Consider the following 21,644-nt stretch of genomic DNA (forward strand, 5'->3'; position numbering starts at 1 on the left):
CCGTTTGCGCCCGGTGATGCCGCCTTCGGGTACTACGGTCTGGTGCGAGACGAGGGCCCCGGGTCCGGCCAGGGGCGCGTCACGACCAGGGGGCATACGCAGATGGACACTTCCCAGGCCGGGGCCACGGTGGCCGCGGTGGGAGCGATGGAGTACGGCAGCCATTGCTGTTTCGTGTCGGCCGACGAGGCCGTCACGCGGCTCGCGGTGCACAGCTACATCAGGGACGGCCTGTCCGCCGAGGACCGGGTGATGTGCCTGCTCGGCAGGCGCGACCGGGCCTGGCTGATGAGTGCGCTGTCCGAAGGACCCACCCGGCCCGACGACCGCGAGGCCGACGGCTCGCTCGTGGTCGTCGATGTCGGCCGAACGCCGTTGTGGGAGGGCGAGTTCACGCCCGAGGGGATGGCGGAGACGTTCTTCGCGGCAGTGGATCAGGCCCTCGCCGACGGCTTTCGCGGCCTGCGCGTATGCGGCGACATGACGTGGGGTCGGGCCGGCGGCGTCGAACACGCGGACCTGCTCGAATTCGAACGCCTCGCCGGCCTCGGCCTGCCGAGCCGCCGGGCGATGGGCATTTGCCTGTACGATCCGCGCGAGTTCAGTTCGGTACAGATCGACGCCCAGGAACGGCTGCACCCGCTCGTCGCCGGCACCGGTCGCGCGCGTCCGCCCACCCTCCAGGTCACCGACACCACCAAGGGGTTGCGCCTGGTCGGCGAGGCCGACGTGGGCACCCGGGACCTGCTGGAGGACGCGCTGCGGCGCGCGATGGCCCACTCGGGCCGGGACCTGGTCGTCGACCTGTCCGCACTGGAGTTCGCCGACCTCGGCACGATGGAATCGTTGTATCGAGCCGCCACCGCCCTCGGCCCGGACCGGCACCTGGTCCTGCGCGCCGCGGGACCGGCGGTCCGCAAGGTGGTCGACCTGCTCGGGTGGAGCGGGGCCGGCGGCCTGATCGTGGACGAGGACCGACCTTCCGGGGAGTGCAGTGGGGGAGTGCAGTGACCGGCCCGAACCGTGATCGCGCCCACGCCCGTGCGCGGATCGGCCCCGGACCGGTGGAGGTACTGCCGTTCGGCGCGTCGGACCTGTGCCTGGTCCGCGCCGTGGTGCGCCGGCACGCCGACGCCGTCGGCCTGGGTGACGACCGCCCCGACTGCCTCGTGCTCGCGGTACACGAGATCGCCGCGTGCGCCGTCACCTCGGACTCCCGGCCCGCGCTGCTGCGTTGTGTGCCCAGGGCCGGGCGGGTGGTCTGCGAGATCCACGCGGCCGGGGACGATGGGGGCGGGGCGAACGGCGGCGGTGTCGACGGCGGTCGTGCCGACGGTGCTGGTGCGGACGGTGGTTGCCGTCGACGCGCGTTTCCTCGGCTGACCGACAAGCAGGAGACGCCGGGGCGGGGGCTGTGGATAGCGCGGGCGCTGTGCGACGAGGTCGAGGTGGACGAGTGCGACGAGGGCGTGGTGGTGCGGATGACGATGCATTTGACCGCGTCGACGTCGACGGGGGTGGTGGCGAGCGAGGTTGTGGGGCGGGCGGAGACGGAGGGTGAGTTGCACTGAGGGAGGCGGGGGTCGGGCGACGTCGGGTGTCGTTGGGTGCCTGAACGGCCGTGACTCGTGCAGGGGTTCATGGCCGAGACGGCTTGGCTCGGCCGGGGTGGTGTGACACGGTCGGCCGGTGATCGACGAACATGCGTGCGTGCGGGCGGTGGCTTCGGGGGCTGCGGCGAGCTTCGGGCCGGAGCGGGCGGCGATCTTCGACGCGGTACGGGCCGACCGTGACGGGCCGATGTCCCGGCTGCTGCTGGGACTTGCCGACGCGGGAGCGGTCGACACGCGTTTGTGCGCGATCGAACTGCTGCGTGACCTGGCGGAGTTCGGGGTGGTCTGGCCGTCGGTGGCCGAGCGGGCGTGGTCGTGGCTGACGGATGCCGAACCGGCCGTGCGGGTCGCGGCGGCACGGCTGTTCGTGGCGACCGCCGAGGTCGAGGCCGTGGCGGCGTGGTTGCCGGGGGCTGCCGATCCGGATGTGCGGGTGGCGGGCACGATCGCGCTGCTTGGTCGTGGGCGGGAGTTCGACGACTCGGCCATGGTCCTGGCCGAGGACGCCGATCCGGCGGTGCGGGTGACGGCGGCGCTGGTCCTGCTCGGGGACGGGGACCTTCCCTGGGCCTGGCGGCAGGCGTGGTGCCAGGCGATCCTGGCCGATCTCGGGGACGCGGTGCGGCGGTTGCGGCGCGATGGTGGGCCGATGGACGTGCGGGTGGGCTCGGTGTGGGCCTGGCGGCTGCTCGGGGACGAGGAGGAGTGCCACGAGATCGCGCGGTCGTTGCTGGCCGCCGAGGAGCGGGACGTGCGGTGGGTCGGCGTGGACATGGCGGTGGCGGCGATCAGGCTGTGGCGTACGGGGCCGACCGAACTGCTGCCGGCGTTGGCGCGGGTGGCGGAGGAAGCCGACGACGCCGATGACGCGCTGCGTGCCGAGAGCCTGCGGGTGTTGCGGCTGTCGCGCGACATGTGGGGGGCGGCGGCAGGGTATTGGGCCGGGCGCGGTGACGGCGTGGCGCGGCGATTGGCGGACGAACTGGGCGAGCCTGGTGAGGTGTTGGCACTGCCGGACTTGGAGGCGGTCTTCGCGGCTCGGCGACTTCCCGACAATCGGGCCGACGCCGATGCCTGGCCGGCCGGACGGCCCGTCGAGCCCGACTCGTCCGAGCGTCGGGTGGCGCGCACGCTGATGGGGCTGGTCGCGCACGGTGGGTTGACCGAGCGTCAGGTTCGGCAGGCGATGTGTCTGTTCGAGCGGGAAGGGCCGCGCAAGTACGAGGTGGCGGGCGTCCTGTGGCGCCATCTGGGGCCTGCCGAGCCCGAGTTCACGAAGCGTCTGGTCGCCGAGATGTCGGCCGTGGCGGGGGATCAGTACGTCGGCGAACTCGCCCTTCAGGTCCTCGCCGACATGGGTGGACACGCCGCCGGTGCACTGCCGCGCCTGAGCGCGCTGATCGAGGACCATGCCCGGCTGTCCGCTCATGTGGGCGACGACGAGGCGGAGATCGCCTTCGACGAGACGCGCCGGGCACAACTGGTCGGTGTACGTGATCGGATCGCGACCGCCATCCCGTAGGGTCCTTCCGGGTCCGGCCCGGTCCGGATGCCTGTGCGAAGTCGGACGTGAACCAAGGGAGATGGGCATGCCGATAGGTCGGGTCGCAGTGGTCGGCGGAAGCATCACGGGCTGCGCGTTCGCGCTCGCTGCGGCGCGCGGCGGGGCCGAGGTCACCGTGTACGAGCGCACCACCGGCGAACTCGCCGACCGGGGAGTGGGCATCGCACTGCACGTGGACCGCTACGCCGAACTGGTCGCCGCCGGCTACCTCGACGACACCACGCCTTGGCGCAACGTCAACGGGCGCACCTGGCTGCTCGACGACGGCGAGTCGGCACGCGGGCGATCGTTGTGGGATCAGCCCGCCGCGTTCCGGATGTACAACTGGGGCCAGCTGTGGGCCGGACTGCGCCGCCGGGTGCCGACCGAGGTCGACTATCGCGGCGGTACACCGGTCACCGTCGGTACGGACGGCGAGATTTACCTGCCCGACGGTACGAGTGAGCGCTACGACGTGGTGGTGGGTGCGGACGGCTACGGCTCGGCGGTGCGTACGGCGGTGTTCCCGCAGATCCAGCCGCAATACGCCGGTTATGCGATGTGGCGCGGGAGTTGCGCGTGGAACCACGAGCCGATCGACAACCTGATCTCGATCTGCATCCCGAACGGCCAGGGTGTGATGTACCGGATCCCGAGCAGTGGGGGAGACCGGATCTCGTGGGGCCTGTACAGCTCGGTGGGTGGCACGGCCGACCCGCGTCCGGCGTTGTTGGCGCTGGCCCGCAAGTACTTCCCGCCGTTCTGGGCCGACCTGGTCACCTCGACGCCCGAGAGCGACACGCTGATCCAGCCGATCAACGACCTTGTGGTGGACCGGTTCACGAGCGGACGCATGCTGGTCGCCGGGGACGCGGCGGCGATCGCCCGGCCGCATGTGGCAAGCGGTGCGGTCAAGGGCATCCAGGACGCGGTGGCCTTCGAGGCGGCGTGCCGGGAGGTGGGGCCGGCCGGTTCGTGGGAGGACGTGTTGGCGCGCTATGAGGCCGAGCGTTACCCGGCGGGCGCGGACCTGGTGCGGGTCGCCCGCTCGATGGGCTATGCGATGGTCGAGGACACCCCGGACTGGACCACGATGACCCCCGAACGCATGGTCGACTGGTGGGCCGCCCAGCATGCCGACGACGGCTTCGGCGGCCACGCGCTGGGGGCGGCGATCGGCGCGCGGTGATGCGGGGTCTCGCCCGCGTCAGCTCGGCTGCTCGATGTGCATGTTGATGTTGAGCACCTTGCCGTTGGGGTCGCGGACGAAGAAGCGGCGTACGCCCCAGGGTTCGTTCGTGATCGGGTACACGATCTCGTAGCCCCGCTCGCGCGCCTGCGCGTAGGCCGCGTCGACGTCCTCGACCTCGATGGACATCGCCGTGCGGCCGGACTGCGCGTCCCAGTCGCACTCGTCGGGGACGACCACCATCACCTGGGCGGTGGGGTTGCTCGGGGAGCGCAACATCAGGAAGCCGGGCTCGTCCATGCCGGCCTCGAAGCCGAGGAAGTCCTGGTAGAACTCCCGGCTGGGGGCGAGATCGGTGGCGGTGACGCTGGGTACGACGCGGCGGATCTTCATGCGGCCAGGGTAGGTGCGACGGCCGACATCGCCCGTGGAGGCGGGCGATGTCGGCGCGTCCGGTCAGGAACCGCTGCCGGCCGGCGGGTCCTCCAGGTTCCAGCCCATGACGCGCTCCGGGTGGATGCGCATCACCTCGTTGCTGAAGAAGTCGAGGGGCAGCGGCGGTTCGTGGTCGCGCAGCAACTCGACGCGGCCCCGGATCTCGACGCCGCGCCCCCAGCCCGGCTTGTATGCGCCCGGTTCGTTCGGCGTCATGTCGTCGACGACGAAGGAGACGCCCGGATTGCGCTCGACGTTGCGCCACCGCCGGCTGGAGCTGAGGTTTGGGCCGCCGATGTCGATGGTCCCATCGTCGTTGAGCCGAAAGCCGACGGGCCGCACATGCGGGGTGCCCTTCGGGCCGACGGTGGCGAGCCGGCCGAGGCTCTGCCCGGTCAGGTACGCACGTTCGACCTCGGTATAGCTCGCCATTACCGCTCCATCCGGAGGCTCCCCCGCCGGGAGCGTTCGCTTCGAACGTAGAACTTCAAGCCCACTTGACGTCAAGGGAGGAGCGCCACGATTCGCCAGGGGTGATCCATCCGAAACCGGGGAATATCGCAGGCCGGCACGGCTAACTTGGGCTCAGCGACCACCCTGGGGGTGAGATGACCCGCCCGAGCCGGCCCGGGAACCCGACGTTCGTCGCGGCCCGCAAGGCCCTTCAACTGCACTCGCAGCGGCGATTTGCCGAGGCATTCGAGGAGAAGGCGCGAGAATGTGGCCTGTGCCTGGCGGTGAGTGTCCGTCAGGTTCGCCGCTGGGAGAGCGCAGCGCCACCACGGCCTACTCCTGACTACCGACTCGTCTTGGAGGAGCTGTTTCAGCGACCCCTTGGGGAGCTGGGTTTCCGTGCCGAGGTGTATCGGGAGCGTGGTCAGGACGAGATCGACGGCGCTGCGGCCGAGATCATCCAGCAACTTCAGGATCAGGATGTCCCGGACTGGTGGCGTGCCATACCAGGCGAGGCTACGACCGGACTGCGATTCGAACGCATCATCACGGTCGAGCGAGCCGCAGTGGCGATCCGCAGTTACACCGCCGGCCTCGTGCCTGGGCTGCTCCAGACCTTCGAATATGCCTGTGTTGCGCTCCGGGCGTGCTCTCCGGCGGTATCCGAGGAGGAGATCATCCGCCGTGCGGAGTTGCGTATGAGTCGCCGGCTTGGCTTGGAAGCCCAGCGCAACGGCTCGCGGAGTCTCTGGTTCATCCTCGACGAATCCGCGCTCCACTGTCCGGTGGGTGGGCAGGCCGTGCTACACAGCCAACTTGCCCATCTCTTGGTGACGTTGACTCGGCGACCCGACATCACGGTGCAGATCCTGCCGCGTGACATCGGTGCGCATCCGGGAATGGCAGGAAAGTTCACCGTTTACGACCTCGGTGGACGTCGCGTGGTCTCTTGCGAAGGGCTGACCGGGGACTCGTGGACCTGTCGGCCGTCCTGTCTTGCCGCCTATTCCCTCGCCTACGATCGGCTGCAAGCAGAGGCGCTCGGCGCCGAAGCGTCGATCGCGCTGATCGCGCAAAGGCTCGTGGATCTGGAGACAACATGGTCGGCAGGTTTCCGCAGTGGCGAACCAGCAGCTATAGCGGAGGAGGAGACTGTGTCGAGGTCGCGTCTCTCGGAAACGTCATCGGAGTCCGAGACGCCAAGGTAGTCGACTCTCCCACGATCGCAGTCCCCCCGGCGGCCTGGGCCCACCTCATAGCTCGCGCCAGGCGCTGAGCCCGGCGCGCGCCTTGTGCGGTCACGCCATTGTGGTCGGCACACCTCCGGAACGACCTTCACCCACCGAAGCCCGGTCCGTCGTCGGCCGCGCTCGGGTCGGCTCGAACCGATCCCAGGTGGCGTACCACCCGGCCCAGGATGCGATCGGCGGGGACACTGCCGTAGTGCCCGGTTCATCGATGACGAAAGAACGCTGCGGCTCGCTCGGACGCACCCGCGCGTCGGAGCGAGTGGGGCGGATTCACTGTTGCGAGCCCTGCCGTGCCCGCATTTCGGCGGCGTCGAGTGCAGGTTCGAGTGTCGCGAGCGCGGAGCGGAGCAGGTCTGGCAGCGAGCCGGAGGGCACGACGAGCCCACCGGTGGCGAGGGGTGCGGCCGGGGGTTGGAGCCACTGTTGGAGTGCGACGCGAACCGCAGCGGCCACGCTCGCAGCGAGCACGCGGGCGGTGGGCGTGCCGGTGTTGCCGAGGCGCTGGTCGATCGCGGCGGCGAGGGGGTGTTCGATCGCGACGGCGGCGTCGAGGAACGTGTCACGCAGCGCGGGGCTGGTGGTGATCAGCAGCAGCGCGTCGTGGTCATGCGGTTCGGTGTACTGCTCCAGGATCGCGTCGGCCACGGCGGCGGCGAGGCGGGTGTGGGCGGGGCAGGCGGCCAACGCCGCGGCGACCCGTGACTCCCGTTCGGCGGTGACGGCGGCGACGATCGCCTGTTCGCGGCTGGAGAAGTAGTTGTTGTAGGTCCTCGGCGATACGCCGGCCGCGTCGGCGATGTCGTCGATGCGGACGTTGTCGGGCCCGTGCCGGAGGGCCAGCCGCAGTGCCGCCTCGCGCAGTGCCACTCGGGTGGCCTGCTTCTTCTGCTCGCGCAGACCGGTCCGCCTTGTCGTCACCCTCGAAGTATCCCAGCCTCAATGCGTGTGCGCAAACTTGCGTGCACGCATTATTTGTCCCTACGCTCGGGCCCTCCGCAGAAAGGAATCAGACGCATGCGAGCCAAGGGCATCTGCTACGACACCGGTTTCCTCCGCAACGGCAGCTACTCCCGGGAGCACTTCGACCCCGACCAGGTCAGGAAGGAGCTGACCATCATCCGCGACGATCTCCACTGCAACGCCGTCCATCTCACCGGCGGCGACCCGGACCGCCTGGAGCTCGCCGCCCGCCACGCCGCCGAACTCGGACTGGAGATCTGGTTCTCGCCCTACCCGCTGGAGCTGACGCCCGACGACATCCTCATCCTGCTCGCCGACTGCGCGGAACGGGCCGAGCGACTTCGCAGGCAAGGAGCCGAGGTCGTGTTCGTCACCGGCGTGGAACTGACCGTCATGAACCATGGGTTTCTCGAAGGCGACAGCACCGAAGAGCGACTCGGCCGGCTGCTGGGCGACCCGGCCCGTCGGCCCGAGAGAATCGCCGCAGTCGGCAGCCGTCTCAACGCTTTCCTCCGCGAAGCCGTGGCGATGGTCCGCGAGCGCTTCCACGGCAAGATCACCTACGCCGCCATCCAGTTCGAGGGCGTCGACTGGGACTTGTTCGACTTCACGACCTTCGAACTCATCCGCTCCGCGGAGGTGGCCGACCGCTTCCGCGACGCCGTGCGCAGCCTCGTCGCCCAGACCAAACCGGTCGCCATCACCGGCTTCGGCACCGCCACCTGGCGCGGGGCGGGTGATGTCGCACCGCGCAGCATGGGCGTTCTCGAAACCGACGGAGCAACCGGCGCGCCGCTCCGGCTGACCGGGGAGTACGGGCGCGACGAGGCCGGCCAAGCGGCGTACCTGCGCGAGCTGCTGGAGATCTTCGACTCCGAGGGCGTCGACAGCGCGTTCGTGTTCCTCTTCGCGCTATACAACCTGCCCCACCGCCCCGACGGCGACCCCCGCGACGACCTCGACCTCGCCAGCCTCGGCATCGTCAAGATCCTCGAAGACCGCCACGGCGACACCTACCCCGACCTGCCCTGGGAGCCCAAGGCCGCCTTCACCGCAATCGCCGACCACTACCGCGCCTGAGTCCGCCCGGGACCGATCGGGATCAAGCCGTACGGGTTGACGTTCGACCAGAACACTGCACAGGCCGCGCCGGTCCCCTCGTCACTGATGTCAGGTAGATGGCGGGAACAGTGCCCGGATGGTCTCGGTGGCCAGATCGCGCAGCCAGGTGTGCGCGAGGTCGTCGTCGTGGCGTTGGTGCCACAGCAGGTACAGCGGCGTGGCCGGCATCGGGACCGGCAGCGGCAGGGTGACCAGGCCGAGTCGCTCGCGGGCCGTGTGGGTGACCGCGTCCGGGAGGCAGACCGCCAGGCCGGTGTCCAGGGCGAGCCGCATCGCGAGGGCTGCGGTGGGCGCGGCGGCGACGACGCGTCGTTCGTGGCCGAGCGTGGCCAGAGCGTCGTCGATCGGGTCGCGCAGGCGCCCCCGCCGCGAGACGGTGACGTGGTCGGCGGCCGAGTAGCGCTCGACGCTCACGGGGCCTTCGGTGAGCGGGTGGCCGGTGCGGACGGCGACGACGAGCCGGTCCCGGCCGATGAGCCGGTGGCGGATATCGGGCAGGGTCGGCCGGGCGGACGCGGATTCGAGGTCGACCTCGCCCCGGCGCAGTTCGGGGGTGTCCGTGCCGGGTTCGGCGGACAGCCGCACCTGCACGCCGGGGGCTTGGCGATGGATGGCGGCGATCAGGTCGGTGCCGCAGGCGTCGGTCAGGGCGTCGTGCCAGCGCACGGTGAACATCCGCCGCAGGGAGGGCAGTTCGAGTTCCTGCCGGCTGGACAGCAACTGGTGGGCCTGCTGCACCAGGACGTGGACCTGGGCACGCATCGCCAGCGCGCGAGTGGTGGGGACCATGTTGCGGCCGGTGCGGACCAGGATCTGGTCGCCGGTGACCTTGCGGATACGACCGAGTGAGCGGCTCATCGCCGGCGCGGTGACGTGGAGGCGGGCCGCGGCGCCGGCGACGCTGCCCTCTTCGAGGAGCGCGTCCAGGGCGGTGAGCAGGTTCAGATCCAGTTGCATGAGAGTAACTCTACGAGTGAGAAGCATGCACTTGTTGTTAATCGGTGGGGGTTCTAGCGTCGAAGTGCGGGCGAGCGGAAGCCGCGCCGCAACCACCGAAACCCGGGAGTCGATCATGAGTACAGCCCTGCCCTTCGACGCCGACACGACGCTGATGCCGGCGGTCACCGCCGCGGTGCGGACCGCCGGTGCGATCCTGCGCGACCGGTACACCCCGCAGGCCCGAGCCGTGAGTCCGAGCGAGATCGTCGAGGAGATCCACGCCAACGACGACGCGGTGCTGAAGGTGCTGCGCGAGCCGCTGCTGCGGGCGCGGCCCGGATCGCGGTGGGCCGAGGACGAGCTGGCCGGCGGTCCGCTCCCGGCCGGGGAGTGGTGGGTCGTCGACCCGGCCGAGGGCAACATCAACCACGTACACGGGATGTCCGACTGGGGCGTCACGGCCACCCTGGTGCGCGACAACCGGCCGGTGCTGACCGTGGTCCACCTGCCGCTGAGCGGTGACACGTACACCGCCACTGCGGGCGGTGGCGCGCGGCTCGACGGGCGTCCTTTGCGAGTGTCCGCCAAGACCGACCTCGGCGCCGCGCTCACCGGGACCGGTCAGGCCAGGCCGGGCGAGGACGGGAACACGTTCCGACGGATCGGTGAATCCGTTACCGCGATGCTGGTCAACGGCCTTGTCGTACGGGTGTCCGTGCCCGCGACCTTGCAGCTCATCCACGTGGCCGGCGGGGGTATGGACGCCTTCTGGCAGTTCTCCGACGTTCGCTCGGGGTTGGTTGCCGGTGCGTTGTTGGTCGCCGAGGCCGGGGGTGTCGTCACCGACCTGGCGGGTGAGCCGTGGACCACGGGTAGCCCGGACTTCCTCGCCGCCGCGCCCGGTATTCACGCTGCGGCGCTCGAGGTGTTGTCGGCGGTCGTTTGACCGTGCGCCGGGCGCCACTGCTGTTCGTCACCGCCAACACCGCAAGGAGCATCACCTCATGACCAACATCGGCATCCTGGGCGCCGGCCGCGTCGGCGCGAACCTGGCCCACAAGTTCGCCGCGGCCGGGCACCGCGTCACCCTGGGCCACCGGAGCCCGCCGAAGGACACCGGGACTCCGGGCGCCGCCGCCCCCCGCATTTCCTTCGCCGACCAGCGCACCACCGCCCGCACCGCGGACGTCGTGATCAACGCGACGCCCGGGGACACCGCCCTGGAGCGGCTGTCCGACCTGCGCGCCGAACTCGTCGGAAAGATCCTGGTCGACGTCTCCAACGCGACCCGCGACGCCGAGGACGGGCTGCCCGGTGAGCTGGTCTACCCCGACGGCAGCCTCGCCGAGCGACTTCAGGCCGCGTTGCCCGACACGCGGGTGGTCAAGACCCTCAACACCATGCTGTTCATGGTCATGACCGCGCCCGAAACCCTGGCCACTCCGCCGACCGCCTATCTGTCGGGCGACGACGAGCAGGCGAAGAAGACCGTGGCGGGTCTGCTCGGCGACCTGGGATGGCGGCCCGGATGGATCGAGGATCTTGGTGGCATCGGTACGGCCCGCGCCACCGAGGCGATGATCCTTGTGGTGCCGCACGTCATGCGCCGGCAGGGCTTCCGTCCGTTCGCCGTTGCCATCGCCCGCTGACCCGGCTGACTCGGCTGGTTCGGCTCAGCGCGTGGCGAGCGCTCGCCGACGGTCCCAGGCGACCGCGATGTACGCGGTTGCGCCGGCGAGGGCGAAGGAGAACAGGGACGCCGAGGTCCAGCGTTGGGCGTGGATGTGGAGGGTGTCCTGGATCGGGGTCCAGAAGTCCACCCACCACTCGACCGTGCCGGGGTTGATCAGCTGGTACATGCAGAAGCCGAGCAGCCAGGGGGCGAGCATCACCCAGCGGGCCGGCGCGTGGTCGCCCAGATCCCAGCCGGCGCGACCGCGGCCGGCGAACAGGTCCACCGCCAGCACTCCGAGCAGCGGGATGAAGATCGAGCCGATCAGGGACAGGAAGCTCGCGTAGGTGTCGAAGTCGTTCACCATCAGCGCGAACGCCGTGACCAGCGCGCCCACGCCCAGGCAGAGGATCCGGCGGTCCACGCGCGGCGCGAGGTTCTGGATCGACATCGCGGTGCTGTAGACGTTGGCGAAGCTCTGGTCGACCTCGCGGATGACCAGGACCGCGAAGAACACCCAACCGGCGGTGACGCCCAGGAACGAGTCGAAGATCTTGTCCGCGTCGCCGCCCACCTGGGCGAGGGCGACCAGGCCCAGCAGGTAGCACCAGATGCTGGTGACGGAGAATCCGCTCAGCGCGGCCCAGAACGCCGGCTTCGTGCCGCGCGAGTGGCGGGTGTAGTCGGAGGCCAGCGGTACCCACGAGACCGCGACCGCGAGCGCGGCGTCCATCGCCGGGAAGAACCCGGACCACGAGCCCTCGGTCATCGGCGGCAGCCCCTCGCGCCACAGCTGGACCGAGAAGTAGAGCATCGCGATGCCCACCGCGATCGTCACGTAGCGGCGCAGGATGCGCAGCATGCCGAGCGGGCGCAGGGTCATCGCGGTGGTGACCGTGCCGGCGGCGACGATGTAGAGCCAGTGCGGGCCGTCGCCGTCGGTCATCGCCTCGATGCCGAGCGAGATGACCAGCAGCTCGAAGGTGCCCCAGCCGATGCACTGGACGATGTTGAACACGGTCGGCACGTACGAGATCTTCGTGCCGAACAACCCGCGCAGCACCGTCATCGCGGGCGCGCCGCTGCGGGCGCCGGGGATGCCGGCGACGGCGACCATGAGCGTGCCGAGCAGTGTGCCGCCGATCGCTGCGACGATCGCGGCGACCATGGACAGTTGCGGATAGCCCGCCGGGGCCAGCACGAACAGGGCACCGGAGAAGCCGAGGAGGCTGACCCCGAGGTTGGCCCAGAACGCGGCCTGGTCGCGGAAGCCGAGCGTGCGCGGCGGTGCGGTGTCCAGGACCAGCGGGGCCTCGGTTGCCGGGTGCGCCGCTGCGGGGCGTGCGTCGTCCACTGCTGGAGCCGACATGGCTCTACCTGCTCTCCCTACGCCGGCATTACCCGGACAGGTTCAAGCGGTCGGTGGCCCCGGGGTGTGCGCCGGCTCGCCGCCGACACCCCATGCCGCCCTCTCAGCCCGGTTGGTCCGAGCTCCCGCGATGGCGTGGCGAACAGTACGCTCCCGGCGGGCGGCTTGGGAAGGCGGGGTGGGGGTCGGCGCGCGGGCTCACTGGCCGGAGTGGGTGAAGGCGGCCCAGCCGGTGAGGTCGTTCGGGGTGATCTCCCGGGCCTGCGCGGCGAGTTCGGCGGGCATTGCGGTGGGGATCCCGCGTTTGGGGTCGCGCATCCAGAGCTGGGCGGTGCGGAGCGCCTGGGCCGGTGGGAGGTCGCGGCGGTTGAGGTAGTGGTGGGCCATGTACAGGACCAGCGCGGCGGTGGTCGGGGCCACGGGCCAGAGGGTGGACACCACGGTGTGGGCGCCGGCGGCCAGGTGCTCGGCGGCGGATCCGGCGGCGCGGTCGGGGGCGAACACGATCGGGGCGCCGGCGGTGTGGCCGATTTCGATCGGGCGGCGCCGGTTGTGGTGCGGGTCGGCCGTCGGGCGCGCGGCGATGTCGCACAGCAGGCGGGGCGAGGCGATGTACGAGATCTGCGCGACCTGGAGTGCGTGTCGGCGGCGGCCGTCGACGATCGACCAGGCGGCGTGCCAGGGGACCGAATCGAACAGGCCCGCCGGCAGCAGGACCAGGGACGGCGTGCGGCCGAACGTGCCGGGGACGGCGGCGAGTACGGGGGCCATCACCGCGTCCCAGGCCCAGGCGCAGAGGGCGTCGAGGAGGTCGGACAGGTGCTCCCGGTCGCCGTTGGGCAGGTCCAGGCCGTAGTCGAGTCCGGGCAGGTCGAGCAGCCGGGTCGAGCCGTCCACGCCGCTGACCACGGCCGCGCCGGGGACGAGCTGGACCAGCGCGTCGGCGCCGAGGCGGCGCAGCGCGACGGCGATCTCGGCGGCGGGGGGCGGGTCGAGGAGGGCACGCCACTCGCCGGCGGCGGGGCCGGCGCCGATGCGGGCGTCACCCACGTGGGTGGCGGCCCGAAAGAGGTGGGCATCCGCCGACGCGGCACCGCGGGCCCGCCGGAAGCAGACCCGAGCCTGGTCGCGGGTGTCGGCGTCGCCGTCGTGGTCCGCCAGAGCGCCATAGGCAACGCCGGCGGCGTAGGCGAATTCCGGCCAGCGCGTATCGGTGGCGGGGAGCGCGGCGAGAGCTTCGGTGAGAAGGGTGAGGGCTTCGGGGAGGGCGTGACCGTGGGAACCGGCGAGCCCGTCGGGGCCGGGGCCGGGGGCGGGGAGGTGGACGGGGACGGTGCCGTGGGCCGTGCCTGGGGTGGGCGTGGTGCGGGGGCCGGAGACGGTGTCGGGGGCCGGTGCCGGACCCGATCCGACGGCCGAACCCGGGCGCCCACTCGCGACCGAGGCCCGGGGCGGCCTCGGACCGCCGGGCGCGCCCGGACCTGCGGCATCCTCCGCTCCGCCGGTCGCGCCGGGTCCGCCGTCCGTGTCCGCCTTGCCGGGCGTGAACCGTCGATCGGGCGTGTGCGGGTCGTCGACCGGGGCCGGCCCGCCGGTCGCCTCCGAGGCTCCGGGCAGGGTGCGGTCGGCCGCGTCATCCGCCAATGCCTCCATGCAGCGGAGCAGGCCGCGTTCGCCTCGGTCCCAGGCGCGGCGTGTTTCGGTGTCGGCGTCGGTGTCGATGTGCTCGACCCGCGCTGCGCGTTCGGTGTGTTGCGCGCGCTCCACGTTCACCCCCGCTTGCCCCCCACGTGCCGGGACCACCGTACTCGGGTGGGTGGCGGTGGCTCAGTCGATCGCCGCGTGGCACTTCCGTCTTGGTTTACCGGCGCGTAACTTACTCGTGAGTCACCCCCCGACGCCGTCCCCTGGCGTCGTCTCACCATGCATTCTCGCGGGTCGGGTCACGCCCCGACCATGACGTCAGGAGACCCTGATGGGTCGATTCCGCCTGCGCCCACGCGCTCGTGCGGCCGCCGTCGTCTCGGCCGCGGTCCTCGCCGGGACCGCCCTCGGCCCGGTCGCCTCGGCCGGCGCCGCCCCCATCCCCACCACGGCGACGGTCGTGCAGTCCGCCGCCGGCTCGTCCCTGCGCTTCGTCGACATCCCCGGCGACGGCGGCACCAAGCTGGCCGCCAACGTCATCACCCCCACCGGCGGCGCGCCCGGCACCCGCTACCCGGTCGTCGTACTGCCGACCAGCTGGGCGATGCCCCAGATCGAATACGTCGTCCCCGCACAACAGCTCGCCGATCGCGGCTACGTCGTGATCGGCTACAACTCGCGCGGCTTCTGGCAATCCGGCGGCGAGATCGAGACCGCCGGGCCGCCCGACATCGCCGACGCGTCCAAGGTGATCGACTGGGCGCTGGCCAACACGCCCGCCGACCCGACCCGAATAGGCATGGCCGGCGTCTCCTACGGCGCCGGAATCAGCCTCCTCGCCGCCGCGTTCGATCCCAGGATCAAGGCCGTCGTCGCGATGAGCGGCTGGGCCGACCTGATCGAGTCGATCTACGCCGGCCGTACCGAACACGCCCAGGCCGCAGCCCTGTTGGGCGGAGCCGGCTTCCTCACCGGCCGACCCAGCGCCGAACTCACCGAAATCCTGAAGAACTTCCTCTCCGGCAACCTCGCCAAGGAGCCGGAGATGCTGGCGTGGGGCGCCAAGCGCTCCCCGGCCGGCTACCTCGACCGGATCAACGCCAACGCCCCCGCGATCATGCTCGGCAACGCGTGGGGCGACTCGCTCTTCCCGCCCGACCAATATGCCGACTTCTTCGGCGGGTTGACCGGTCCCAAGCGCCTCGAATTCCGCCCCGGCGATCACGCCACCGGTGAGGCGGGCGGCCTGTTCGGCCTGCCCAACGACGTCTGGGCCGACTCGACGCGCTGGCTCGACCACCATCTCAGGGGCATCGACAACGGCATCGACCGGGAGCCGGCGGTACAGCTGAAGTCCCGCACCGGCGGCGGCTACGAGGGCTACCCGACCTGGCCCGCCGCCGCGAACGCGACCCGCACCCTCGCGCTCACCGACACCCGCCGCATCCTGACCGGCATCGACTCCGGGGCCGACGGCGGCACGATCTTCCTGTCCAGCATCCTCGACCAGTTCCTCAAGGCCCCACCGACCGCGTCGATCCCGCTCCTGCCCAGGGCCTTCGCCGCCGTCTGGCAATCCGACCGATACCCCACGGCAACCAGGGTCCGCGGCACCACCAAGCTGCACACCACGATCACCGCATCCCACGAAAGCGGAACGATCTTCGCCTACCTGTACGACGTAGGCCCGCTGGGCATCGGCAAACTCGTCACTCACGCCCCCTACACCTTCCACGCCAAAACCCCGGGCACCCCCTTCCCGATCACCCTCGACCTGACCGCCACGTCCTACGACGTCCCGGCCGGCCACAACCTGGCCGCGGTCATCGACACGGTCGACCCCCTCTACCTCCAACACAACCCACTCGGCAGCCAACTCACCTTCACTTCGCCCCGAAACGACCCCTCGACGCTCACGATCCCGGTACGCGACTGACCCGCCGGCGGGTGGGGCGGCAGTCAGGCGCGGTCCGGCGCCACCCCACCTGCCCGAGCCGCGAACTTGTGGCATCCCTCACTACAACCTGCCGCCGCTGCCAAACGTCGCGGTGGGCAGGGGATCGCCCATACCGGTGGATTCAGGCGGGCCGCAGTAACCTATCGAAGCCGGTCCGTGACCATCCGGATTCGCGCCAACTCGGCGTCGTCACATCTCCGTTGCGGGTGTCCCAGGCGACTGGTTGCCTTCCTTCGCCCGGTGATCCCGGCGACACGAGGAGTGCATCCATGGCCATGTTTCGAAGGAAACCGACACACGAGCGCCGTCGAGTGCCCGCTGTGGTGGGCGGTATCGCCACGGCGGTTCTGGCTGGTGGCTTGTTGACCGTTCCGGCGTCCCCCGCGTCGGCGGCCGGCGGCCCGACGAACCTGCGGATGAACCCGGTGCCGGTCAACGGCTCGACGGGGACGTGCGGTTATGTCGGCCGTCTCGGTTCCGTCAGTACGCTCGACCTGTTCGCGACGGTCGGCGAGGCGAACGGCCCGCTGGTCGGGGCGCACTTCGAACTGCACGAGGTCGGCAACGGCGACCCGACCACCTTCGACAGCGGCTGGGTATCACAGCTGTACGGCACCCACGTGGCCCAGGCGCGGATCCCCGCCGACCGGCTCGCGGACGGCAAGACCTACGCGTGGACCGTCGAGTCGGGCCTGGCCGGCGCCCCCGACCCGGACCGCGCCGCCGGCTGCACGTTCACCTACGACGCCACCGCCGCAGCCCCACCGACCGTCACCAGCACCGACTTCCCGGTCAACGGTGGCGGCAAATACGCCGGACAGGCAGGCGTGTTCGTGTTCGGCACCGGATCCGACACCGACGTGACCGCCGTCGAATACTCCCTCAACGGCACCATCCCCGTCGGCGGAGCCGCACGAGCCACCTACGACACGGCCTCCGGCACCTGGCGCACCCCGCTCCTGACCGTCGCGCAGTGGGGAACCAACCACCTCCACGCCCAAACCGTCGATCGAGCGGGCAACGTCTCACAACAAACGACCTACACCTTCTACGCCCCGAGCAACCCCAACCCACCCACACCCAAGCCCGGTGACATCAACCGCGATGGCAAGGTCGACGTACTCGTCACCGACGGGGAAGGCGCGCTGCGTTTGTACAGTGCGGGTGACGACCCCGCGGCCGGCGGTCGAATCGCGGGGGCAGCCGGAGAAGGTCCCATGGACGACTACTCGTGGACGGGCGCCGGCGTCTCACACCGCGGCGGAGACTACGGCGACGACCTGTACGCGTTCGCGTCCGGACAGATGTACCTCTACCGGAACTCGCCGGGCCCGTCGCCCGCCGACGGCTGGTTCAGCACGGCCCGCATGGCCGTGGTGGCCCGCCCGAGTACCTGCGTCGATCCGACCGCGAACGCGAACGGCTGTGCGTCGTATGCACGCGACTGGAATCAGGTGAAGCAGATCATTGCGGCCGGCGACGTGACCGGTGTCCTGACCGGTCAGGGCGGCAAGTTCACGAACGACCTGTTCACCGTCGAGGACGACGCCGCCGGGAACGCACGTCTTTGGCTGTTCAGCGGTGCGGCGAACCCCGGTTCGCTCACCCACGCCATCCCCATCGGCCCCGCCACCCGGCAGAACCAGGACGTCATGGTCCCGGGCGATGTCACCGGCGACGGACTGCCCGAGCTGTGGGTCCGTGACCGCACCAACGGCAACGTGTACCAATACGCCTCCGTGAAGAAGGCCGACGGCACCGCCGACCTCGACGCCTACACCGCCACGCCCACCCTCATCGGTACCGGCTTCGACACCACCGCCTACCCCCAGGTCTCCACCGACGGCGACTTCGACGGCGACGGCAAGGCCGACCTGTGGGCCCGCACCACCAACGGCAACGTCCACACCTTCCCCGGCGGCAACACCCCCGACCCCACCACCGGCAACACCTTCGGCCCGGCACAACTGATCGCCGGCAGCTGACCCACCCACCGGGGCCGCCCCCAACCAAGGAGGCGGCCCCGATCGCATCGGCGCAGGTGTCACGTGCCCCTCTGGGGTCGGCGGCGGCGGCTTTCGAGGTAGCGGGCCAGGCCGGACAGGAGCATGCACATGCCGATGTAGATGGGGGCGATCACGATGACCACCGGGATGAACGGGAGGCTGTAGTCGAGGTTGGTGGCGATCTGCTTGCCGGCGTAGAGGAATTCCTCGTAGGAGATCAGGTATCCGAGCGAGGTGTCCTTGAGCGTGACCACCAACTGGCTGATGATCGTGGGCAGCATGGTGCGCACGGCCTGGGGGATCAGCACGTGGATCATCACCGCGGTCTTGCGCATGCCCAGCGCGTAGGCCGCCTCGCTCTGGCCCTTGGGGACCGCGTTGACCCCGCCCCGGAAGACCTCGGCCAGTACCGAGCCGTTGTACAGGGTCAGGCCGGCGATCAGGGCCAGGCGGGGTTCGACCTTCATCGCGATGAAGATGAAGAAGATCATCACCAGCACCGGCATGGCCCGGAAGAACTCCACCACCAGGCCCGCGATCCAGCGGATCACCCGATGGTCGGACAGCCGCCCGGCGGCGAAGAACGCGCCGAACGCCAGGGACAACACCGCCGCCCACGCGAAGACCTGGAGCGTGTGCCACAGACCGCGCAGCAACAGCTTCTGCACGCCCACGTATTGGAAGGGCGCCCACTTGTCGCTCGCGAACTGGTCCGTGTCGATCAGCTTGTAGATCACCCAGGCCAGCACGCCGAGCAGCACGGCGGTCGCGATCAAGCCGTAAGTCCGGTGCCGGGCCAGGGCCTTCGGGCCGGGGATGTCGTACAGCGCCGATGTCTCGACACTCATCGGGCCACCTCCAGACGCTTCTCCAGGAACCGGAACACCGCGCTGATCGTCAGCGTGATGATCAGGTAGCCGACCGCGATCCACAGGAACGTGGCGACGATGTCGTAGCCGAGTTCGTTGAGCGGGCGGTACGTGCCGAGCAGTTCGACCACGCTGAACGAACCGGCGATGGCGGTGTTCTTGGCGAGTGCGATCATCGTGCTGCCGACCGGCGGGATCACCGCGCGCACCGCCTGCGGCAGCACGATCAGGTTGAGCGTCTGGCCGAAGTTCATGCCCAGACTCCGGGCCGCCTCGCCCTGACCGACCGGCACGGTGTTGATGCCGGCCCGCACCGCCTCGCAGATGAACGCCGAGGTGTAGCAGCCCAGGGCGAGCACGGCGAGGGTGAAGAACGGGAGTACCACGCCGAATCGGGGCAGCCCCAGGACCACCGCGAAGAACAGCAGCGTGAGCGGGGTGTTGCGCAGTACGGTCACCCACGCGCCGCCGAGCAGCCGCAGCGGCCGCACCGGCGAGACCCGGCATCCGGCCATCAGCACACCCACCACCAGTGCGATCAGTCCGGCGGCCAGGGTCAGTTCGACGGTACCGACGAAGCCCTTGCGGAACAGGGTGAAGTTGTCGAGCAGGACATTCATGGTCGACGCCTTCCGCTAGTACCGGTCCACGGGCGGCGGCGGGGGTGCCGGTACGCCGGAGAGGCCGAGGGTCGAGTCGTAGGCGCGCTTCCAGTCGCCGTTCTGTTCGTGCGCGACGATCGCGTCGTCCAGCGCGAGCCGGAAGGTGCGGTCCCCGCGCGGAACGCCGATCCCGTAGGGCTCCTTGGAGAACGGCTCGCCCGCGAGCCGGAGTTGGTCCGGCACCTTCGCGGCGTACCCCTTGAGGATGGTGTCGTCGGTGGTCACCGCGTCGACCTGAAGGCTGATCAGGTTGTCCACGCAGACCGAGTAGCTGTCGTAGGCGACGGCGGTGGCCTTGGGGTAGTTGGCCACGATCCGCTGGTACGGCGTGGAACCGGCGACCGAGCAGACCTTCTTGCCGGCCAGGTCCTGGGGACCGTTGATGGACTTGTCGTCCTTGCGGACCAGCAGCGCCTGACCGGCGATGTAGTACGGCCCGGCGAAGCCGACCAGCTTCTTGCGGTTGTCGTTGATCGTGTACGTCCCGACGTAGTAGTCGACTTCGCCGTTCTGCAACGAGGTCTCGCGGTTGGCGGAGGTGATGGTCTTGAACTCGATCCGGTCCACCGCGAAGCCCAACGACGCGGCCATCATCTTGGCGATCTCGACGTCGAAGCCCGAGTAGTAGCCCGTCGCCGGGTCCTGCGCCGCGACATAGGGCTGGTCCGCCTTGGTGCCGACGACCAACCTGCCGCGCGACTTGGCCGATCGGAACGTGGGCGAGTCGATGTTCACGTCGGTGGCGACCTGATACGACGGCAGGTCCTTGGGTTTGGGGCCCTTGGGCGGGGGCGTACCGGATTTGCCGCACGCGGCGAGCAACACGACGGCGAGCAGGGCCGCGAGCAGCACCACGGCGGAGCGGGACGGGCGGCGCGGCGGCGCGCCGGTGCCCGCCGCGGTGCCGGGGCCGGTCGCGATGGCGGTTTGGGTGCGCATGTCCGATCCCCCGTCAGTGCTTGAGGATCTTGGACAGGAAGTCCTTGGCCCGGTCGGTCTCCGGGTGGTCGAAGAACTCCTCGGGCGTACGCGATTCCATGATCTGTCCGTCGGCCATGAACACGACCCGATTGGCCGCCGAGCGGGCGAAGCCCATCTCGTGGGTGACCACGACCATCGTCATGCCCTCGACGGCGAGCGTGCGCATGACCTCCAGGACCTCGTTGATCATCTCCGGGTCCAGCGCGGAGGTCGGCTCGTCGAACAGCATGACTTTGGGATCCATCGCCAACGACCGTGCGATCGCGACCCGTTGCTGCTGGCCACCGGAGAGTTGCGCCGGATACTTGGGCGCCTGGTCGGCGAGCCCGACCCGAGCCAGGAGTTCGCGGGCCTTCTTCTCCGCCTCGGCCTTGCTGCGCTTGCGCACCTTGACCTGAGCGAGGGTCAGGTTCTCCAGCACTGTCTTGTGCGCGAACAGGTTGAAGGACTGGAACACCATGCCGACCTCGGACCGCAGCCGGGCCAGTCCACGTCCCTCGGCGGGCAGGGGCCGGCCGTCGATGGTGATCGTGCCGGAGTCGATCGGCTCCAGCCGGTTGATCGTGCGGCACAGCGTGGACTTGCCGGAGCCGGAGGGGCCGATCAGGACGACCACCTCGTTGCGGGCCACCGTCAGGTCGATGTCGCGGAGCACGTGCAGCGACCCGAAGTGTTTGTTCACGCCGGAGAGAACGACGAGGGGGTCTTGCGAGGTCACAGGTATCCGACTCGCCTTCGACACGGGGGCAGGGACCGTACGCAAGCGCACATGCTCGGAGGATCCACTCGCTCGGGACGATTCAGTCGCGCCGACGACGCCAACCCCCCTAACGGCCGATAGAGTCCCCTCTCGCGGGTGATGCGACGGTCGTGCGGTGCGATACCCCGGGAATCCGCGGCGGTTCGGCGGCGGAGCGCTCGCGCCGACGGGCGGGCAGTCGTGCGATCGTGTGGAGCGGGTCGAGTCGAGGGAGCCGTCG

At 70.3% G+C, this 21,644-nt stretch carries 20 protein-coding genes and 1 pseudogene; 11 read left to right on the plus strand and 10 right to left on the minus strand.

The window, feature by feature from the left end; genetic code table 11:
- The first annotated feature begins 102 nt into the window (after window positions 1-102).
- The 4 genes from ACWGR4_RS05805 (at window position 103) to ACWGR4_RS05820 (ending at window position 4,345) form a co-directional block, all read left to right on the plus strand.
- Window positions 103-1,011, plus strand: coding sequence for an MEDS domain-containing protein (locus ACWGR4_RS05805; RefSeq protein ID WP_452133224.1), 909 nt, complete (start codon window positions 103-105; stop codon window positions 1,009-1,011).
- Window positions 1,008-1,571 carry an ATP-binding protein gene (locus tag ACWGR4_RS05810; protein WP_452133225.1) on the plus strand — a complete coding sequence of 188 codons (564 nt, stop codon included), beginning with the start codon at window positions 1,008-1,010 and terminating at the stop codon, window positions 1,569-1,571. The genes ACWGR4_RS05805 and ACWGR4_RS05810 overlap by 4 nt, the downstream gene beginning before the upstream one ends.
- Window positions 1,572-1,689: 118 nt before the next feature.
- Window positions 1,690-3,135: a hypothetical protein gene (locus tag ACWGR4_RS05815; RefSeq protein ID WP_452133226.1), complete on the plus strand. Its 1,446-nt coding sequence runs from the start codon at window positions 1,690-1,692 to the stop codon at window positions 3,133-3,135.
- A gap of 67 nt (window positions 3,136-3,202) precedes the next feature.
- Window positions 3,203-4,345, plus strand: a complete 1,143-nt coding sequence (locus ACWGR4_RS05820) for an FAD-dependent monooxygenase (RefSeq protein ID WP_452133227.1) — start codon at window positions 3,203-3,205, stop codon at window positions 4,343-4,345.
- 18 nt (window positions 4,346-4,363) lie between these two features.
- Here the strand turns inward: ACWGR4_RS05820 and ACWGR4_RS05825 are convergent, their stop codons facing one another.
- Together ACWGR4_RS05825 and ACWGR4_RS05830 are read right to left on the minus strand one after the other, a co-directional pair.
- Window positions 4,364-4,738 carry a VOC family protein gene (locus ACWGR4_RS05825; protein WP_452134182.1) on the minus strand — a complete coding sequence of 125 codons (375 nt, stop codon included), beginning with the start codon at window positions 4,736-4,738 and terminating at the stop codon, window positions 4,364-4,366.
- A gap of 63 nt (window positions 4,739-4,801) precedes the next feature.
- On the minus strand, window positions 4,802-5,212 hold the full coding sequence (locus ACWGR4_RS05830; protein ID WP_452130672.1) for a PPOX class F420-dependent oxidoreductase: 411 nt from the start codon (window positions 5,210-5,212) through the stop codon (window positions 4,802-4,804).
- Between the two features lie 176 nt (window positions 5,213-5,388).
- Between ACWGR4_RS05830 and ACWGR4_RS05835 the strand changes: the two are divergent.
- Together ACWGR4_RS05835 and ACWGR4_RS05840 are read left to right on the plus strand one after the other, a co-directional pair.
- A pseudogene (locus tag ACWGR4_RS05835) lies at window positions 5,389-6,294 on the plus strand (DUF5753 domain-containing protein); the annotation flags it as partial.
- Window positions 6,295-6,332: 38 nt separating this feature from the next.
- A complete protein-coding gene (locus ACWGR4_RS05840) occupies window positions 6,333-6,509 on the plus strand; it encodes a DUF397 domain-containing protein (protein WP_395790847.1) in 177 nt (58 codons plus the stop codon).
- Between the two features lie 244 nt (window positions 6,510-6,753).
- On the opposite strand, the gene ACWGR4_RS05845 is transcribed toward ACWGR4_RS05840, so the two are convergent.
- Window positions 6,754-7,401, minus strand: a complete 648-nt coding sequence (locus tag ACWGR4_RS05845) for a TetR/AcrR family transcriptional regulator (RefSeq protein ID WP_452130673.1) — start codon at window positions 7,399-7,401, stop codon at window positions 6,754-6,756.
- A gap of 96 nt (window positions 7,402-7,497) precedes the next feature.
- Here ACWGR4_RS05845 and ACWGR4_RS05850 point away from each other — a divergent pair, with 96 nt between their 5' ends.
- Complete coding sequence (locus ACWGR4_RS05850; protein ID WP_452130697.1) at window positions 7,498-8,523, plus strand: hypothetical protein; 1,026 nt, start codon at window positions 7,498-7,500, stop codon at window positions 8,521-8,523.
- 90 nt (window positions 8,524-8,613) lie between these two features.
- Here the strand turns inward: ACWGR4_RS05850 and ACWGR4_RS05855 are convergent, their stop codons facing one another.
- Window positions 8,614-9,522 carry a LysR family transcriptional regulator gene (locus tag ACWGR4_RS05855; RefSeq protein ID WP_452130674.1) on the minus strand — a complete coding sequence of 303 codons (909 nt, stop codon included), beginning with the start codon at window positions 9,520-9,522 and terminating at the stop codon, window positions 8,614-8,616.
- Window positions 9,523-9,637: 115 nt separating this feature from the next.
- On the opposite strand from ACWGR4_RS05855, the gene ACWGR4_RS05860 reads away from it, so the two are divergent.
- Window positions 9,638-10,450 (plus strand): inositol monophosphatase family protein, encoded by an 813-nt coding sequence (locus tag ACWGR4_RS05860; RefSeq protein WP_452130675.1) that lies wholly within the window; start codon window positions 9,638-9,640, stop codon window positions 10,448-10,450.
- A 58-nt stretch (window positions 10,451-10,508) separates the two neighbouring features.
- Entirely contained in the window at window positions 10,509-11,153 is a 645-nt protein-coding gene (locus ACWGR4_RS05865) for an NADPH-dependent F420 reductase (RefSeq protein ID WP_452130676.1), read from the plus strand.
- Window positions 11,154-11,177: 24 nt separating this feature from the next.
- Here ACWGR4_RS05865 and ACWGR4_RS05870 read toward each other — a convergent pair whose 3' ends face one another.
- Together ACWGR4_RS05870 and ACWGR4_RS05875 are read right to left on the minus strand one after the other, a co-directional pair.
- Window positions 11,178-12,545, minus strand: coding sequence for a purine-cytosine permease family protein (locus ACWGR4_RS05870; RefSeq protein WP_452130677.1), 1,368 nt, complete (start codon window positions 12,543-12,545; stop codon window positions 11,178-11,180).
- Window positions 12,546-12,743: 198 nt separating this feature from the next.
- Complete coding sequence (locus tag ACWGR4_RS05875; RefSeq protein ID WP_452130678.1) at window positions 12,744-14,318, minus strand: CHAT domain-containing protein; 1,575 nt, start codon at window positions 14,316-14,318, stop codon at window positions 12,744-12,746.
- A 202-nt stretch (window positions 14,319-14,520) separates the two neighbouring features.
- Here ACWGR4_RS05875 and ACWGR4_RS05880 point away from each other — a divergent pair, with 202 nt between their 5' ends.
- Together ACWGR4_RS05880 and ACWGR4_RS05885 are read left to right on the plus strand one after the other, a co-directional pair.
- Window positions 14,521-16,125 (plus strand): alpha/beta fold hydrolase, encoded by a 1,605-nt coding sequence (locus tag ACWGR4_RS05880; RefSeq protein WP_452130679.1) that lies wholly within the window; start codon window positions 14,521-14,523, stop codon window positions 16,123-16,125.
- Between the two features lie 383 nt (window positions 16,126-16,508).
- Window positions 16,509-18,131 carry an FG-GAP repeat domain-containing protein gene (locus ACWGR4_RS05885; RefSeq protein ID WP_452134183.1) on the plus strand — a complete coding sequence of 541 codons (1,623 nt, stop codon included), beginning with the start codon at window positions 16,509-16,511 and terminating at the stop codon, window positions 18,129-18,131.
- A gap of 59 nt (window positions 18,132-18,190) precedes the next feature.
- Here ACWGR4_RS05885 and ACWGR4_RS05890 read toward each other — a convergent pair whose 3' ends face one another.
- From ACWGR4_RS05890 to ACWGR4_RS05905, 4 genes are read right to left on the minus strand one after another with little or no spacing between them, the layout of a single operon-like run.
- The gene (locus ACWGR4_RS05890) at window positions 18,191-19,000 is read right to left on the minus strand and encodes an amino acid ABC transporter permease (protein WP_380009966.1); all 810 of its coding nucleotides are present in this window, start codon (window positions 18,998-19,000) and stop codon (window positions 18,191-18,193) included.
- Window positions 18,997-19,641, minus strand: coding sequence for an amino acid ABC transporter permease (locus ACWGR4_RS05895; protein ID WP_395790825.1), 645 nt, complete (start codon window positions 19,639-19,641; stop codon window positions 18,997-18,999). The genes ACWGR4_RS05890 and ACWGR4_RS05895 overlap by 4 nt, the downstream gene beginning before the upstream one ends.
- A 15-nt stretch (window positions 19,642-19,656) precedes the next feature.
- Window positions 19,657-20,622: a glutamate ABC transporter substrate-binding protein gene (locus ACWGR4_RS05900; protein WP_452130681.1), complete on the minus strand. Its 966-nt coding sequence runs from the start codon at window positions 20,620-20,622 to the stop codon at window positions 19,657-19,659.
- A 13-nt stretch (window positions 20,623-20,635) separates the two neighbouring features.
- Complete coding sequence (locus tag ACWGR4_RS05905; RefSeq protein ID WP_380009957.1) at window positions 20,636-21,382, minus strand: amino acid ABC transporter ATP-binding protein; 747 nt, start codon at window positions 21,380-21,382, stop codon at window positions 20,636-20,638.
- Window positions 21,383-21,644: the final 262 nt, after the last annotated feature.

The sequence above is a fragment of the Embleya sp. NPDC055664 genome (genome assembly GCF_053618075.1).